Here is a 17,393-nt window from a genome sequence, read left to right on the forward strand (position 1 = left end):
TAGGGGGAGCGAGTTTATAGCTAATGAGACAAAAAAGACGTAAGCCGCAAAGAAAACCCGTCAAAACCATCTGTATATTGGCGCTGAGCTTTGCCGTTCTATCAGGTTGCTCAGATACAGCTCCGTTAAATCCCGATGCCAATTCGGTATATAACGAACAAGGTCAGAAGGCCGTTAAAGTATTTAAAGTTATTAAGCAGAAAATCGGAGATCCTCTCGAACGCAATGCTGAAGTGCTGTCCTCTGCGCAATTCGACGTCATTTCCAAAGTTTCTGGGGATGTGGAACAAATCCTCAAGAAGCGGGGAGAAATGGTACAAGAAGGCGATGTTATCGTCAAGCTCAAATCAGGGGAGTTAACGACCCAGCGAGAAACGGCTGCGCTTACTGTCCAAACGGCTCAAGAAGCTATTGAAAAAGCGAAGGTAAGAGCTAAAAAGGAAACGGAAAACCAAAAATTGGATATGAATAATGCAATCCAGAAGAAAGAGCTAGCTATGGCCGGTCTGCTTCGCAATTACAATAAAATGAAAAATGATTACGATATCGGTTTAGTGACCAAAGCTCAATTGTATCAAATGGAAACACAAATGATGGATGCTCGCTTGGATTTGGACCAGCTGAAGCAGAAAGCAACGATGCTCGAACCGATTGACGCAACCTCTGAGCTGGAAACACAGCTCAAAACGGCTCAGATTGCTTTGCAGCAAATCGATCAAACCATCAAAAATCTCGAAGTTAAGGCTCAAGTAAGCGGGTTGTTGACAGAAATGCCCTTGGAAGCGGGAATGACACTGCAGCCAAGCTCTCCGGTGGGGATCATTCAGAGACTAGATCCGATCAAAATTAAAGCTCAACTGACAGAAGAAGAAACAAGACATTTAAGCGATAAGAAAGAACTGCCTTACTACGTTACGGGTACCAAGCAAATGTTGAAAGGCACGATCAGTTATGTTGCTAAAGTGATTGATCCGCAAACGAAAGCTTACGAAATTAACTTGCAGGTACCTAACAAGGATCTGGCCTTGAAGCCTGGCATGAAGCTTATGGTTCAGATGAGCGAGGAAAAGGACCAAATTGTGCTGACCGTTCCTACGTATGCAATTGTCAAAGAAGGCGATGCTGCGTACGTGTACGTTCTAGCAGGGGATACCGTCGAGAAGCGAAGCGTTCAGTTGGGTAGACTGAATGAGCCTAATCAAGAAGTGCTTGCTGGCCTTAAGGAAGGCGAGCTCGTCGTGAAAACTAACCCTAATCAGTTGCGAGACAAGGAAAAAGTTCACATGACAGCAGTTGAAGAGCAATAATAAAAATGGAGTGACTTGAATTGAAAATAAACTGGAAACATACGATGGTCGTTTGCGTCTTAACCGCCTCATTGGTCATTCCCTCCGCGTCCTTTCATGTCGCGGCAGATGAGAAATACACACAAACATCCGTAGAAAGCTATTCCTTAACAGATTCGATTCAGGTAGAAGTAAAAAGCATTCTGAATGAATCTACGCCGGATGGAACCAGAATTGCTGCAACCGTTCGTATTTACAATAATGGCGACCGTTTGACCGGGGTGCCGGAATATGAAGTTCGCGTCAAAGGGCAAGACGGCTTGGAATATATCATGCGGGCTAGTCAAGCCAATGCGAAAAATATTCAGCCTAAGGAAACGGTAGAGCTTAGTTATATGAATGTTGTCGATCGTTATGATACGTTTTCGTTGACTGATCTATCTTGGTACGATGTGAATGAATTTGTATATCCTAAGCAGGAGCAGAAGATTCTAACCATCCCGATCTCGGCGATTGAGTGGAAGGGAGAAAAAGCTACCCTTGCCAATCCTGCCGTGACTAAAAAGTGGGAAGATACGTTTACGATTCCTGTGTTGTCCAACACTGTAGATTTTAAGCCTGTCAGTCTCAATGAACAGAACACGCCGGAAGGCCCGATGGTCATTGTAGGTTTGCTTGTGACCAATAAAGGGGATAAGAAAGCAAAGATCCCGGATTTCCGGATGAATGGCATTTCCGATAAGAAGGTTTACACGGGTAAAAGGTTGGAAAAAGATCTGCCCTTCTTGGAAGCCAATGAACAGGTATACATTCATTATGCGATTCCGGCTAGGAACCGATTGGAGTTAAGCAGCTTATCCATTCTGACGCCTGAAGATTTCGCAGATGAGAAAGCAAAAACAGACTTTTTAATTGGACGATTGATGATTACTCTTCCAGGGGCTAAAAACAACCTGAGCTTCGTCAATCAATTGATTCCCTATGAATGGAACAAGCCTATTCGGTTTGACCCACTTAATAAGCTGATTCGGCCGGAGATTGACGTTTCAATGGTGGATCTTCAGCTGCAAGAAAGTGCGGGAGGCGGCTTTAAAGCAGCGGTTGCTAAGTTTAAGCTGCTTAATCATAGCGATAGCCCGATGCAAGTTCCGCCATTTCAAGCAGCGTTAACCAGTTATAATGGCAATAAATATATGGGAACAAGGCAAAATACGCAAGTCGAGACCCTCATCCCGAATATTAGCTATGTAATTTATTATTCCTTCATCATCCCCAGCTCGGAAACCGGGGAGCAGTTGATTATGGAGATTTTGGATAATAAGAGCGTGGAGCCCTACAATATTTCGTTAGCGGCCTTCAAGACGAAGGTAATGGAAGAAACGTCAGACAAGTCGTTAGCTTTCTACCCTTTTCAAGTCACAATGAATGATTGGTCGCTGGGAGCAAATTACAACATGGGCGGCAGCTTGCCGTATGCCTATAAGCTGAATGTAGATTTTAATATCAAGCTGCAGGATGAAGTCGTCGTGGATCAAAGCTTTTCCAAAATGAGACTTGAGTTGGTCGATACGAAGAACAGAATCATGACTTCCAAGGTTCTCTCATTTACCGGTGAAAATAAGCTGGTTAGCGGAACACAGACTCTTAATTTTGATTTGGATCGGTTAGAGACGACAGTATCTCTACATATGTACGAAATTATTGATACCCCTTTCGGTGAAGTAAGAAGACTTGTCCAAACATGGAAACGATAGGAGAGCGACAGATGGAAGATGAGGCAAAGACAGCGCAAAAAAAATACTCGCGCCCGATGGTTCTCAGTCAACAGCCGGTGCGATTCGAGACCGCCCAAAGCTGGAATAAAGGGCACGGCAGCCTGAATCACCCAGGCAAAGGAAATGGCGGTATTAACTATCCGAATCCGCCCTACACTGGACCGCATAACGGCAAAGGAAAAGGGAAATAAGGATGGAAATCTTCTATTCCCTGATTGGTGATCATGTCATTCAAGTGATAAGCCAATCACCAGCCTGCATGGGCTTCATGCATAAGAACTTCCCAACGATGGATCCCCCCTCGCGTCAAGCAGATCTTGTCATTTATCTGAAAGAGGGATATGGGATCCCTTTCTATGACTATAACGTAGTCATCACGCAAGAAGAGGATGCCATCTCCTTCCGCAGGGCTGATTATTTGATCGAAGCCGAATCGGATTATGGGTATGCTGTGATTTCCGTGCATAATGAGCTGGCGCTCAAGCATGCTTTCATGAATCTATACAGTTCTTATGTGGTCCATCATCGTTGGGGACTGCTGATTCACTCTTCCTGTGTCATGGAAAAGGGAGGCGCGTACTTGTTTGCAGGTCACTCAGGAGCGGGGAAATCGACGGCGGCTAAGCTATCGTATCCGCGGGAGCTTCTATCCGACGAAGCAACGATCGTGAAGATCAGCTCGGAGCAGATTAGCGTATATAACTCACCTTTCCGGAGCGAGCTGAACCGAACAGGACTTGAGCAGGCAGGGCCGTTAGCAGGCATTTATTTATTAAAGCAATCGCTTCAGAACCACGTCGTTAGGCTTAGCAGGTCGAATGGTTTTCTTGAGCTGATGGATAAAGTGTTTTATTGGTCCCCTAGCGCTACAGCGAACGTGAGCATACTCCAATTGTTGCAGCAAATGGTCAATCATGTCGCCGTTAGCGAGCTGCATTTTCAAAAAAACGATACTTTTTGGGAGCTGATTTCGTCATGACCCGGTACCTTCGGATGAATGATTATGAGTCTATTCAACTGGATATGGAATGGATAATCTTGAATACGGATGAGTATACCTTAACAAAGTTGAATGGTGTGGGCGGATTCTGCTGGTCTTTGCTTGGTGAAGCTCAGACTGTAGGCTCCATTAGTGAAGCAGTACGCAAGGAGTTCGATTCGGTTGAAGCAACGGTTGAGGAAGATATTGAAGCATTTTTGATTGACATGATTGGACGAGGTTTAGTTCAGCATGCCGGTGGATAAGGTATCTTTGCAGTTGGTTACTCAACTGATGGAAAAGAGGGGCTGGATCGAGCTTCCAGCTCGTGGAACGAGTATGTATCCGTTGATCAAACAGGGAGACATTTGCCGGTTTGTTCCCACAGAGGCTGCACATATAAGAAAAGGGGATATCCTGCTCTTTCATGTGCCGCTGGGAAACTTGGTCGCGCATCGTTTCGCCCAATGCGTAAAGAAAGACCATCAGCAATATCTATGCAAGGGAGACACCAATCTAGCGTATGACGAAGCTATTGCATGGGATCAAATCATTGGCAGAATGACCTGGATACAACGAGATGAGCGCATTATCCATGTGACAGAATTGGCTGTTTATCTATGGGGGCGTCTGGTCCTTGCAGTCCCGTTGATTTCGTTATGTTTAAGAATGTACTTAAATCGAAGAGAAGGTATAAAGGCATAGACTTTCTTTCTATGGAGTGTCGCAGGTATGTTGGGAATGTTAACCTTAAAAGATGCTCGCAGAACCTATTCCGTATTGAAGCCTTATGTCCTTCAACATCGTAAGGTGTACGGAGGTCTATTCTTCTTAGTATTCGTTGAAATCGCGCTAACCTTAGCTTTTTCGTGGTTTTTTGGTGCGATCACGGATGCGGCTATTCATAGCAGCTTCGAACGTATGAAATGGTTAGTACCGCTGGGCGCTGCGTTGGTTCTAATAAGTGTTGCATCTACATATCTAAATACCCTATGGGAGACCATGGCGACGAATGCTGTGAAAAGAGACTTTTCCTTGCATGTCTTTAAGCATATTTTGCAAGTGCCTGGCAAACAGCTCACTGGTTTACATTCCGGCGATCTGATGTCACATTTCACCAATGATATTCACAACCTGGATGGGGTTATTGGCAGCGGGCTTATTCATCTGATTAAATTGCCTTTCATCTATGCAGCCGTTTTTATTTATTTATCGCAGCTGAACTGGCAGCTGGCACTCTTAAGTGTATTTGTTGCACCAGTTGCCATGGTTTTCGGTGTTATCTTGGGCTTATTGCTTCGGACGAACAATCGGTTCATTCAGGAGCGGATAGCACAAATCAATACATTGCTGAATGAAACGTTCCATGGATTCTTTGTGATTCGATCGTTTTTAATGGAAAGAACGATAGCTGCCAAGTATGCCGCTAACCAGCAACAGTTGTATGAATTAGAGCTGAGCAATGCCAGATTGCGGGGTTGGTTTTATGTAGGAAGCCAAGCGGCTGCCTCTATTACTTTTCTGATAAGCCTTTGTATAGGTTCGTATTTTGTCTCGGGCGGCATTCTAACTGTTGGCGCTTTGCTGACGTTTGTTAATTTGGTTCATCATTTGGTCTATCCGCTAACGGAGTTGGCAGGACAATGGGCAGGGTTTCAAAAGTCTGCTTCAGCGATGGAGAGAATATGTAAAATCCTTGAGATGGAGACGGAATCAGATAGCTTGCCATGTATGCCCGCTTCTAGGCCTGTAGTAACCTCGATTCAATTTAAGGATATTACATTCAGCTACGAGGGGAAAGGCAATCTATTTAACCATTTCAACTTGCAAATTCCGGTTGGCAAAGTCGTGGCGATCGTCGGATTAAGCGGGGCAGGCAAGACAACTTTATTTCATCTGCTTCAGGGCTTCTATAAGCCTCAGTCAGGCGCCATCTTCATCAATGGCAGGTCTACGAACACGCTCACCATCTCGGAGCAGAGGAGTTTCTTCGCTCATGTTCCTCAAGAAATCACGTTATTTAGCGGGTCGATCAGGGAGAACTTGCTCATAGCGCGGCAAGGCCTAACTGATGTCCAGATGATGGAGGCGGCAGCGGCAGCAGGTATTCATGATTTTATTGCAACTCTTCCCCAAGGTTACGATACCGAGGTAGGGGAAAAGGGAGCCAAGCTGTCTGGCGGACAACGACAACGATTAGCCATCGCGCGTGCTCTATTGAAGGATGCGCCTGTTCTTCTGCTGGATGAGAGTACATCAGCCTTGGACAGCGAAACGGAGTATCAAGTTAAGGATGCTATGCAGAAACTTCTGAGCAAGCGCACGACCACCACGATCATAATTGCTCATCGACTATCAACGATTCGGGATGCCGATCTTATTGTTGTGATGGATAAAGGAAAGATCGTGCAAATGGGACATCATGATGAAATCATGAAGCAGGAGGGGCTATACCCTCGATTAATTCGCTTGCAATCGCAGAGAGGAGTTCCGAGCCTTGATAATTCCTTTGATACAAGCGTTATATGATCCTCACACCCGGATACCTCGTGATTTGCCGTTTTATGAGCAAGCAATCAAGGAGATTGAACGCGGTGCGTTATCCTCGCAAATCTATTATTTATTAAAGCAATGTGACAGATGGGCGCAGGTGCCGCTTTTTTTCCAAGAGCGATTAACAGAGCAATATCATACAACTCTCTGCCTCAATCTATTTATTAAACATCAAACAGATCAGTTGCTCAGAGAACTAGAAAGTCTGGGCATCCCAGTGATCCCACTTAAGGGTGTATATTTTGCTGAAAAATATTTCGGTCATCTTGGGGCAAGAGCCACAACCGATATCGATGTGCTGCTCCACAAAGGTGACTTGAAGCAGGCAATTGCGTGTGTGAAACTTCTTGGCTACACCATCGAGCAGGAGGGAGTTTCTTCCCATTTCCATGCAAGCTTCTCCAAGCAATTGCCGCATAGCGAAATCCCTCTGACCGTTGAGCTTCATTGGGATTTGCTTATCGAAAAAACGTCTAATCTCACTATCAGCGAATTTTGGAAACAGGCCACACCAATGGCATCTTTCCAGTTTGTGAAGGAACTATCCGAGTACCATACGTTTTATATGATTTGTTTGCACGGGTGGAGTCATTATATGGATTCTCCCAAATATTTTATAGACATTATCCAAATGCTTCATCGCCATTCCGATCACATCCATTATTCTCATTTATTTCAAGATGCGGCTGTTCACCAAACATTAAGAAGAATGATTAGGACGCTAGTTCATGTCTATGCGCATTTCCCTCATCTATCAGACATCAAAGAACTCCCTATTCAGCACAAAAACAAGCTATACGGAAAGTACCAGACAACTAAACCTCGAAATTTCGAGCTATTTGCCAGTAAAATATATCATAAGTTTTTTAACTTTGATTCACTCACCCATACTTGGGCAGCTCTTATTCATTTCACGAATCGGTTAGGCAATCTGCCGCTTTCACATAAAATCAAAAAGATGTAGGAAGTTGTTGACAGTTTAGAAGTAAGGTGGTATTCTGAGGATGTTCTCGATAAAGAACAAAAGAACGAACGAATTCACAATGTCTTTTATGTAATGTTTAGCTAATGTTTTGGTTTAAATCGGTGAAGACGTTCTTTAACGAGAACGATAAAGAGAAAATTTCATGTATGATATAGCAGTACGGAGGAAATGCATGAGTGCTATTGCCGGAATCTATCACCTCAATCAAGAGACTGTCACGCAGCAGGGTCATCTCTTAATGCAAGGTCTGGAGAAATATCCAGCGAACGATATCCGAACGTGGACTAGCGGACACATGTTTCTTGGCTGCCATGCCCAGTGGATTACGCCTGAAGCGGTCCATGAACGCTTGCCCTACCACGACTCGGAGAGCGGGCTGGTCATTACAGCCGATGCGATTATTGATAACCGTGATGAATTGTTTCAGCTTTTGCAGGTGGAGCCCAGTCTACGAAACAGCATGTCGGATAGTGAATTGATTATGCGTTCTTACCAGAAATGGGAGCGGGATGCCCCGAACTACTTGGTCGGAGATTTCGCCTTCATGATCTGGGACGAAAGAAATCAAAGATTATTCGGAGCTAGAGACTTTTCCGGAAGCCGCACCTTGTATTATTTCCATGATCGAGACAGATTTGCTTTCTGCACGATTATTGAACCGCTCCTGTCCCTTCCTCATATGGAGAAGAAGATGAATGAACAGTGGCTGGCTGAATACCTGGCAATATCGGCGCCCGTTGATGGCGTTGACGGTTTCATCACGCCTTATCTGCATATTGAACAAGTACCTCCGTCCCATAGCTTGACGGCAACCAGAGACCAAATCTCATTGCAGAAGTACAGCACGATAACGGCAGAGCCGCTAAAGCTGAAGTCAAATGAGTATGTAGAAGCCTTTCAGGAAGTGTTTCAACGATCGGTAGATGCTCGGCTTCGCACTTATCGTGGAATAGGCGCGCATTTGAGCGGCGGATTAGACTCAGGTTCTGTCGTAAGCTTTGCGGCGAAGTCGCTTCGGAAAGATAATAAACGATTGCATACATTCAGTTATATTCCTACGAGTGATTTCAAGGATTACACAGCAAATCAATTAATGGCCGATGAGAGCCCCATGATCCAATTAACGGTTAAGCATGTTGGAGGCATAGCGGATCATTACTTGGACTTCCAAGGGAAAAATTCATATTCGGATATCGATAGCTTGCTTGAGACGATGGAGATGCCCTACAAGTTTTTTGAGAATTCCTTTTGGATGAAAGGAATGTTCGAGAAAGCGCAAGAAGAAGGCGTAGGCGTCCTTTTGAGCGGTACCCGAGGGAATTTGAGTATTTCTTGGGGCTCTGCTTATGATCATTATGCGAAGCTGATGAAGAAATTGAAGTGGGTACAGCTTGTCCGGGAACTGCATCAATATAGCCAAAATATTGGCGGCCAGCGGCTGCGCAGTCTTCCGACCGTAGCGAGAGTAGCCTTTCCCTTTCTCGATCGGATGATGGAGAAGGGCACTTCGCACAAATTTCCTGTTCTCATCAATCCGGAGTTTGCCAGTAAAAGCAAAGTGTTCGCCAAGCTTAAGGATTATGGGATTGATGGTTCAGGCTGGTTCGCAACCTCGAACATCTATGAGCAAAGACATCGGCATTTCCATGATGGATTTCACTGGAATGCCACGAACACGCTCACAACCAAGTTATCCTTGCAGCATGCCTTATGGCAGCGAGATCCTACGAATGATCTGCGTGTAATTCGGTTTTGCTTATCTGTACCGGAGGAGCAGTATGTGCAGAATGGATTAGATCGAGCGCTGATCAGAAGATCCACTGAAAAGCTGCTGCCCGATGCCATCCGATTGAACCAACGAATTAGAGGCGTCCAAGGAGCTGACTGGGTACATCGCATGACACCGCATTGGGGCTCATTCATCGCTGATCTGCAGCAATTAAGCAACGATCCCGATGCGCTTAGATATCTGGACGGGGCGCAGATCAAGGCAGCCCTAACGAAAGTTATGGCTGGGGCACGTCCAGAATTCGCGACGGATTCGGATTATAGAATCTTAATGCGAAGCTTGATTGTTTACCGCTACATGAAAAAATTCGCTTGAGAGGAGGTGAAGGATATGAAAAAAGAATGGAAAAAACCAGCGCTTGAGGTTCTTGAAGTAAGCATGACGATGGCTGACCCAAGAAATGGGAACCACCTTGACTATGCTTACCCATCAGGTACTCCTCGCGACCAATTAACGTATAGCTAATAATGAACTTCAATCTGCTTGGATTTCGGTACATAGGAAACCATGTGGGCAGCTGGTACTTTGAGGTTTATAGGTAAAGGTCCTTATACATCAAGCCGTATAAGGACCTTTACCATAATTATGGATGTGATGGAGTGAAACGCATGTTGAGCATTGAGCAGCATACCGGTTATCTGGCTTTTGGTTTAACGATCGCAAGTGAGTTGGATTTCCCTGAACTCAAGCAAACAAACAGCGCAGCGGCATCTTCAGACATTGCCATTAAATTAGAACTGGACGGCACGCATGGCTCGTTTGCTGAGGCATATGAAAAGCCCAATACGTATCTCGTCACAGATCATGCGGTAATGTTCTATGTGCCTAAAGTTGCCTTATTTGCTGTGCAGGACGGCAAGCTCATCTCTGTTGTCCCTGAAACAGATGCAGATGAGAATGAAATTCGATTGTATATTCTGGGGACATGCATGGGCGCAATCCTCATGCAGAGAAAGGTGCTTCCTCTACACGGCAGCGTTGTCGCCATTCAAGGCAAGGCTTATGCCATCGTTGGGGAGTCAGGTGCTGGGAAGTCCACGCTGGCCTCAGCATTCATGAAGCAAGGCTACCAGCTTCTTACAGATGATGTCATAGCGGTTTCGCTGTCCGAGGCGGGAGATGTCCCTTATGTGACCTCGTCGTATCCGCAGCAGAAGCTTTGGCAGGAAAGCTTGACAAGCTTCGGTATGGAAGCCAGCGAGTACCGCTCGATTTATGGCAGGGCAACCAAATACAATGTCCCCATGGCTGGGAACTATTATGCTGGCACCCTTCCGCTTGCCGGTGTTATTGAGCTTGTGAAATCGGATGGGCAAGAAGCTGAGATACGGCCGATCGAGAAGTTAGCCCGCTTGCAGACACTGTTCGAGCATACGTTTCGGAATTTTTTTATCCCCCAATTAGGCTTGACAGATTGGCACTTCCACACCTCGGTAAGCGTGGTGAAACAGATTGCTATGTATCGACTCTCCAGACCGATGACGGGGTTTACAGCGCCTCTGCTCGTAGCGACAATTCTGCAAGCTATCCATAAGGAGGAATAGACGATGTTGAAGAATCAAGCCATTTCGCTGCAGGTTTATTATGTGCAAGGCAAAGGCAACATTGTAAGTGATATGGGTGGCGAGAAAGTTATGCTCAGCATCCACAATGGGAAGTACTACAATTTAGGTGAAATTGGCGGGAGAATATGGGAATTATTAGCGCAGCCAGTGGAAATTTCGGAGATTGTAACGTCATTAATGTCCGAATACGAGGTTGAACAGAGTGAATGCGAGCTTGAGGTGATCTCCTTTATCGAAATGCTTTCCAAAGAAGGATTAATCGAATCCGGTGAAGATCATGGGCTTCTTTAGCAAAATCAAATTATTATTTTCGCTAGAGCTGAAAACCGTCCTTTTATATGTTGAGGTTTTAGCCTATTTGGGCTGGGCCCGTATTCAAATCTCGGTGCCGTTCTCTAAGGTTGCCCCAACGCTTGGGGTTAAGATGGAAGAAACGCCACAGGAGAAGCAGGATCGAAATAGAACCGAGCTGATTCGAATTCAAGATGCAATACAACTGATTAGTCAGCATACGCCATGGGAAAGTAAATGCTTAGTGAAGGCCATTGCTGCATCCAAAATGTTAGCCAAGCGGCGCATTGCCAGCACGCTGTATTTGGGAACCGCCAGGGACGAATCAGGTCAAATGATAGCTCATGCTTGGCTCCGCAGCGGTCCTTACTATATTACAGGAGCCGAAGGTATGGAGAAGTTTGCGGTAATTGGCAAATTCGCTAAATATGCAAGTGAATAGAGGATGAAGGAGATTAAGATGACTAACCTTTCCCATTCAGATTCAACGCTTTTCTCTAAAGAACTAAACGTGCTCCTCTCCATTATGAAAATGAAGATAGGGAATAACGACCTGTCTACCTATAGAGACTGTTTAAGTGAGATCAACTGGGGGGAATTCTTGCAGCTAGCCAGGCATCATCGGGTGTATCCCAATCTGTATGCCAAGCTTAAACAAGCAGGAGAGAACCACGTTCCCCCGCAGGTCTTAAGAGAGCTGCAGCAGGATTATCAAAATAACACCTTCACGATGCTGCACTTGAGCGCCGAGATGGCGAATATCGCGAAAGTGTTCTCCGACTCCGACATCCGGGCGATCATGCTCAAAGGTCCTGTTCTGGCAGTCGATCTCTATGGAGATATTTCTTTGCGTACCTCGGGTGATTTGGATGTGCTCATCCCGATTCAGAGCTTACAGCAAACAGAGGATCTGCTGTGCAGGCTTGGATATGTCAAGGACGATGAATACAAGACGATTCTCAATGATTGGAAATGGCGGCATCACCATGTTACGTATAACCACTTCCAAAAAGGAATTAAACTGGAAATTCATTGGCGTTTAAGTCCTGGTCCCGGCAAGGAGCCAACGTTCAATGAGCTCTGGGAGCGCAAAAGAATCAGCCCAATCGCCAGTCATCCTATCTATTATTTGGGGAGAGAGGATTTATTTCTATTTCTTGCTTCCCATGGAGCTCGCCATGGTTGGTCGCGATTGCGGTGGCTGGCCGATATCGATCAGCTGGCTAGACAGGAGCTGGATGGCAGCAAGCTTCAAGATCTGCTTAAGAAGCATCAGCAGCTGCATATTGGCGCCCAAGCGATTATTCTCGCTGTGCGAATTCTCCATACACCGTTAACACCAGAGCTTGAAACGTTAGCCTCCGTCAAGCGGGCAGATCGCCTGGCTGAAGCGGCTTACTTTTATATTCGGCAGAAAATAAATCTGCATACGTTTCCCGTGCCACCACATGTATCCAGCTATCACAAACGGCACTTATTCGCACTCATGGCGACGCGGCAAAAAATGCTGTTTGTCTTAAGCTTCCTTCACCCTTATCCAGAGGATGCCGAGACGTTGAGGTTGCCTGAGTCACTGCATGTTCTGTATTTCCTCTTGCGCCCGTTTCTATGGGCTTGGAGAAAAACGAGGAAGAATGTTGTTTCACAGGGAGAATTATAATGGAACATCTGTTGTATTTTACGAAGCAGCTGCACACCTATGCCGGCAAGATTATATATTTTAACCTAATCGGCATGACACTGATCAGTCTCCTCGACGGGCTAGCGATATTCTTATTGATTCCATTGCTCAGTATTAGCGGAATCTTGAGCAGCAGTACCGGCTTCAGTCTCCCGACAGCTTTATTAGGCGTCATCAATGGGCTTCCGAAGTCAGGGGCACTGCTTCTTATCATGGGTATTTACCTCGTATTGATCTCCGGTCAAAGCATCATTCAACGTAATTTCAATCTTCGGGATGTGCGCATTCATACCGGTTTTATTAATCATGTAAGGTTAGAGACCTATAGAGCAATCATGCAGGCTAATTGGGACTTTTTTATCAAAAGAAGGAAATCGGATCTTATTAATTCCCTGACGGATGAATTAGGGCGGGTGACCAGTGGAACCTTCATCTTCCTGCAATTCGCAGCATCCATTGTCTTCACGCTTATTCAGGTCGGCATAGCTTTCTGGCTGTCCCCGATGATGACCATATTTGTGATCATTTGCGGACTGGCTGTCTCTTATTTCTCCCGGGTATTCATCAAGAGGTCTAAGCTGCTGGGCCAAGAGACGTCCGAGCTTGGCAGAAGCTACATCGGCGGTATGACGGATCACTTGAATGGCATTAAGGATATCAAAAGCAATATGCTGGAACAATCGAGGATTCAATGGTTGATGACGTGGTGTCAGAAGTTCGCGCAGGAGCGTTTGGCACTGGCCCGAATAAGTGCCAATTCCCAGCTGTATTTTAAAATATCGTCCTCTCTTATTATAGCCTTCTTCATCTGCCTATCGGTCCTGCTTTTTCAAACTCAGGGGCAGCAGCTCGTCTTGGTTGTCCTCATTTTCTCAAGACTGTGGCCGAGATTTACTAGCATCCAGTCCAATTTGGAGCAAATTGCCGCAGCGATACCTGCCTTCAAAACACTCATGGAACTGCAAAATGAATGCAGAGAAGCCAGAGAGATCAGAGAAACGGGAGACTTCGCAGAGCCAGTCCAAATCATGGAGAGATTGGAATGCCGAGACGTATCTTTCTTTTATAACACCAATGAAGGGCGGTATGCTCTTCAGGATATAAACGTAAGTATTCCAGCGAAACAAATGACAGCTGTCATTGGTAAATCCGGTGCGGGCAAGAGTACATTGATTGACATCCTCATGGGGCTTCTGCAGCCGCAGCAAGGGCAAGTATGCATGGACGGAGTTCCGCTTACACCAGACAACTTGTTATCCCTTAGGAAATCGATCAGCTATGTGCCTCAGGACCCATTCTTATTTAACGGAAGCATCCGGGATAATTTGTTATTGATTGATGCGAATGCGACAGAGGAACAACTGTGGGAGGCACTTGAATTCGCGGCATCGGCAGATTTCGTCAGTAAACTTCCCCAAGGCTTGGATACGATGATTGGAGATCGTGGTGTTCGGCTGTCTGGCGGTGAACGGCAGCGTCTTGTCCTAGCGCGAGCGATTCTTCGCAAGCCGTCAATTCTTATTTTGGATGAGGCAACCAGTGCGTTAGATCGGGAGAATGAAGCCAAAATTCAAGAAGCCTTGGATCGGCTGCAAGGAAAACTGACGATGATCGTTATAGCGCACAGATTATCAACCATTCGCAAAGCAGAACAGGTTATTGTTATCGATGAGGGGAAAATCATTCAGATGGGAGACTATGACCAATTAGCTGGTGAACGAGGAGGAATGTTCTCAACGATGTTGGGAAATCCCATAAGCGGCGCTGTAAATGCTTAGCCAATGAAATCAATGCGTAAGTAAATCATTAAGCTGGTGTAAATGTTCTCTATTGAAGCATATACGCGTTGACAAGTTCTTTATAAAGAACTATTATTAGAGGTAATAAATGTTCTTTATTAAGAATGGCGAACCTTTAGTCGTGAGTCATCGGAAGAAGGAGATTCGGTTATGACAATTCCCAAGATTATTCACTATTGCTGGTTCGGCAAGCAGGACAAACCTGACATCGTCAATCGCTGCATAGCGAGCTGGCACAGTCATTTATCCGATTACCGTTTCATGGAGTGGAATGAAAGCAATTTTGATCTAAGCAGCAATCAATATGTGAAAGAAGCTTATGAAGCAGGTAAATTCGCTTTTGTCAGCGATTACGCCAGAGTTCACGCTTTATATCACGTTGGCGGCATTTATTTAGATACGGATGTAGAGGTCTATAAGTCATTTGATGATCTATTGCACCATGAATCCTTCTGGGGATTCGAGCAGGAGAATTTTATTGCGACGAGTACGATTGGGGCAGCCAAAGGGAATAAGCTGATTCAAGTATTTATGGACTCTTATCAGGACAAAAGCTTCCTGCGCGCGGACGGGACCTTCGATTCCTTAACGAATGTAGCGATGATTACGAAAATACTAGGCGATATGGGGATTGCCCCCAATGGTCAATGGCAAGAAATACCCGGCATGGGCACCTTCTATCCGCAAATCTATTTCTCCCCCTATGATTACATCAACTGTAGAACCTTCACCACAGAACAAACCTACGCCATGCACCATTTCTATAAAAGCTGGCTCCCGCCGAAGGCAAGATGGAAGGGGCAGATGAAGTTGACGCTGGCCAAAGTCATAGGTGGTCATAACATTGCAAGACTACGAAGGCTGCTTAGTTCAAATAAGTCCATTGGGAGAACAGAATGATACCTATTTTGCGAAAAATAATGAAGACACTTATTGCGGAAAGCCGCGGCAGAGGACTGTATTACACCATAGTTATGAATCTGTCACATGCCATAGGCATTCTCAGAGCCTACCTCAATAAGCTTCTTTATTTTAAAAATATTAAATCGTCGATCTTCTCTCTCCAAGCTAACAGCAGAATTGAAGCCTTCAGCAAGCACGCCAGGATTGATATCGGCAAGTTTGTGTTTATTAGGAAAAATGCAAGTATCCGAGTCGATCATCATGGTGAACTGCATATCGCCGACAAAGTGTTTATCAATGATAACTGCAACATCAACTGTGTATACCGAATCTCTATCGGCAAGAACACGAAAATAGCCCCTAATGTCAGTATTAATGACCATGATCATAATTTTAAGCATTTTACAGATGAACATCTCATTATGGGAGAAGTCATCATAGGTGAGAATGTGTGGGTTGGCTCCAACGTTGTGATACTAAGGGACACCGTCATCGGTGATAACGCCGTCATCGCAGCGGGAAGTGTTGTGAAGGGGAATGTGCCTGCGAACACGCTGTTCTTAAATAAAAGGGAAAAGAGCTATATTCAATATGCATAAAATACTAATCACTGTCTATGACATGGAAATTGGCGGAATTGAAAGAAGCTTAATCAACATGCTGGAGAGCTTTGATTACGATAAGTATGAGGTGGATGTATTCATTTGCAACCATTCGGGTGATTTTTTGAGTTTAATCCCGGATCGTGTCAATCTTTTGCCTGAGATTCCAGCATACACCGTATTTCGAAAATCCATGCTGGATTGTTTGAAAGAGGGACATCTCTCCGCTCTCTTCATCCGGGTGCTAAGCAAAGGCTTGGCTGGGATAAAGGCGAAGCTTAGGAAACTCAAAGAGGGCTCAGGCTATATTCAAATGCAGCTTGTGCTGAAATATACAACGTACCTGCTACCTCGTTTTGAAAAAAAATATGATCTCGCCATTAGCTATGCTTGGCCGCATGATATTGTCGCGAATAAAGTTAGCGCAGTGAAGAAGATCGCCTGGATCCATACGGATTACAGTGAATTAGAAATAGACAATCAGATAGACTTGTCAGTCTGGCGTAAGTTCGATGCGATAGCCTCGATCTCTGAGGCATGTACAGAGGCATTTATCCACAGCTACCCTTCGCTGCAAGAGAAGATTGTATTAATAGAGAATATTACTTCTCCTTCTTTTATTCAGCATATGGCCGAGGATCCTTTTCACTTGAACGAAAGCTTCTCAGGGACCTTTAATCTTGTATCCGTTGGCAGGCTGTCTTATGTGAAGGGATTCGATATGGCTGTTAAAGCACTGAGGCTGCTGCATGATCAAGGTCTTACTCATATTAAATGGTTCATCGTCGGATATGGCGGCTATGAGGAGCAGCTGAAACAGTTAATTGCAGAAAACAGGCTGGAGGAGAGCTTTATCCTTGTTGGCAAAAAGATGAATCCTTATCCCTATATCAGATTTTGTGATTTATATGTGCAGCCCTCCAGATATGAAGGCAAAGCGGTCACCGTGACGGAAGCCAAAATCTTAGGCAAGCCCATTCTTATAACCAAGTATCCAACAGCGAGCAGTCAGATTGAGGATGGCGTCGATGGCATTATTTGCGGGTTAAGTGTGGAAGGGATCGCTGAAGGGATTAAGCTGTTGTATGGAAGAAACGAATTAAGGAATGATTTGATTGCTCATATCAAGTCCCAAGATTACAGCAATACCTTTGAATTAAATAAGCTGTATGGAGTGATCTAGTC

The 17,393-nt window shown here is 45.1% G+C and carries 17 protein-coding genes and 1 pseudogene; all 18 read left to right on the forward strand.

What is annotated here, in order from left to right:
* Positions 1-23 precede the first annotated feature (23 nt).
* Positions 24-1,307, forward strand: coding sequence for an efflux RND transporter periplasmic adaptor subunit (locus tag HQN90_RS11345; protein WP_173218262.1), 1,284 nt, complete (start codon positions 24-26; stop codon positions 1,305-1,307).
* A 20-nt stretch (positions 1,308-1,327) separates the two neighbouring features.
* The gene (locus HQN90_RS11350; RefSeq protein WP_173218264.1) at positions 1,328-3,040 is read left to right on the forward strand and encodes a hypothetical protein; all 1,713 of its coding nucleotides are present in this window, start codon (positions 1,328-1,330) and stop codon (positions 3,038-3,040) included.
* A gap of 11 nt (positions 3,041-3,051) precedes the next feature.
* Entirely contained in the window at positions 3,052-3,252 is a 201-nt protein-coding gene (locus HQN90_RS11355; RefSeq protein ID WP_173218266.1) for a hypothetical protein, read from the forward strand.
* Between the two features lie 2 nt (positions 3,253-3,254).
* Positions 3,255-4,040 carry a hypothetical protein gene (locus HQN90_RS11360; RefSeq protein WP_173218268.1) on the forward strand — a complete coding sequence of 262 codons (786 nt, stop codon included), beginning with the start codon at positions 3,255-3,257 and terminating at the stop codon, positions 4,038-4,040.
* On the forward strand, positions 4,037-4,306 hold the full coding sequence (locus tag HQN90_RS11365) for a PqqD family protein (RefSeq protein ID WP_173218270.1): 270 nt from the start codon (positions 4,037-4,039) through the stop codon (positions 4,304-4,306). Before HQN90_RS11360 ends, HQN90_RS11365 begins: the two co-directional genes overlap by 4 nt.
* A complete protein-coding gene (locus HQN90_RS11370; RefSeq protein WP_173218272.1) occupies positions 4,293-4,745 on the forward strand; it encodes a S24/S26 family peptidase in 453 nt (150 codons plus the stop codon). Before HQN90_RS11365 ends, HQN90_RS11370 begins: the two co-directional genes overlap by 14 nt.
* Positions 4,746-4,772: 27 nt before the next feature.
* On the forward strand, positions 4,773-6,569 hold the full coding sequence (locus HQN90_RS11375; RefSeq protein WP_173218274.1) for an ABC transporter ATP-binding protein: 1,797 nt from the start codon (positions 4,773-4,775) through the stop codon (positions 6,567-6,569).
* The gene (locus HQN90_RS11380) at positions 6,538-7,557 is read left to right on the forward strand and encodes a nucleotidyltransferase family protein (protein WP_173218276.1); all 1,020 of its coding nucleotides are present in this window, start codon (positions 6,538-6,540) and stop codon (positions 7,555-7,557) included. Before HQN90_RS11375 ends, HQN90_RS11380 begins: the two co-directional genes overlap by 32 nt.
* A gap of 193 nt (positions 7,558-7,750) precedes the next feature.
* Complete coding sequence (locus HQN90_RS11385) at positions 7,751-9,682, forward strand: lasso peptide isopeptide bond-forming cyclase (RefSeq protein WP_173218278.1); 1,932 nt, start codon at positions 7,751-7,753, stop codon at positions 9,680-9,682.
* A 15-nt stretch (positions 9,683-9,697) separates the two neighbouring features.
* Positions 9,698-9,832: a paeninodin family lasso peptide gene (locus HQN90_RS11390; protein WP_144028442.1), complete on the forward strand. Its 135-nt coding sequence runs from the start codon at positions 9,698-9,700 to the stop codon at positions 9,830-9,832.
* A 143-nt stretch (positions 9,833-9,975) separates the two neighbouring features.
* On the forward strand, positions 9,976-10,911 hold the full coding sequence (locus HQN90_RS11395) for a phosphoenolpyruvate carboxykinase (ATP) (protein WP_173218475.1): 936 nt from the start codon (positions 9,976-9,978) through the stop codon (positions 10,909-10,911).
* A 3-nt stretch (positions 10,912-10,914) separates the two neighbouring features.
* The gene (locus tag HQN90_RS11400; protein ID WP_173218280.1) at positions 10,915-11,223 is read left to right on the forward strand and encodes a lasso peptide biosynthesis PqqD family chaperone; all 309 of its coding nucleotides are present in this window, start codon (positions 10,915-10,917) and stop codon (positions 11,221-11,223) included.
* Positions 11,210-11,665 carry a lasso peptide biosynthesis B2 protein gene (locus HQN90_RS11405; RefSeq protein WP_173218477.1) on the forward strand — a complete coding sequence of 152 codons (456 nt, stop codon included), beginning with the start codon at positions 11,210-11,212 and terminating at the stop codon, positions 11,663-11,665. Before HQN90_RS11400 ends, HQN90_RS11405 begins: the two co-directional genes overlap by 14 nt.
* Before the next feature lie 18 nt (positions 11,666-11,683).
* Entirely contained in the window at positions 11,684-12,883 is a 1,200-nt protein-coding gene (locus tag HQN90_RS11410; RefSeq protein WP_173218282.1) for a nucleotidyltransferase domain-containing protein, read from the forward strand.
* Positions 12,883-14,682 (forward strand): ABC transporter ATP-binding protein, encoded by a 1,800-nt coding sequence (locus HQN90_RS11415; protein WP_173218284.1) that lies wholly within the window; start codon positions 12,883-12,885, stop codon positions 14,680-14,682. Before HQN90_RS11410 ends, HQN90_RS11415 begins: the two co-directional genes overlap by 1 nt.
* A gap of 156 nt (positions 14,683-14,838) precedes the next feature.
* Positions 14,839-15,603: pseudogene (locus HQN90_RS11420) on the forward strand (glycosyltransferase family 32 protein); the annotation flags it as partial.
* On the forward strand, positions 15,600-16,205 hold the full coding sequence (locus tag HQN90_RS11425; protein WP_173218288.1) for an acyltransferase: 606 nt from the start codon (positions 15,600-15,602) through the stop codon (positions 16,203-16,205). The pseudogene HQN90_RS11420 and the gene HQN90_RS11425, both read left to right, overlap by 4 nt.
* Positions 16,198-17,391: a glycosyltransferase gene (locus tag HQN90_RS11430; RefSeq protein ID WP_173218290.1), complete on the forward strand. Its 1,194-nt coding sequence runs from the start codon at positions 16,198-16,200 to the stop codon at positions 17,389-17,391. Before HQN90_RS11425 ends, HQN90_RS11430 begins: the two co-directional genes overlap by 8 nt.
* Positions 17,392-17,393 lie beyond the last annotated feature (2 nt).

The organism is Paenibacillus alba (assembly GCF_013204855.1).
Classification (GTDB): domain Bacteria; phylum Bacillota; class Bacilli; order Paenibacillales; family NBRC-103111; genus Paenibacillus_E; species Paenibacillus_E alba.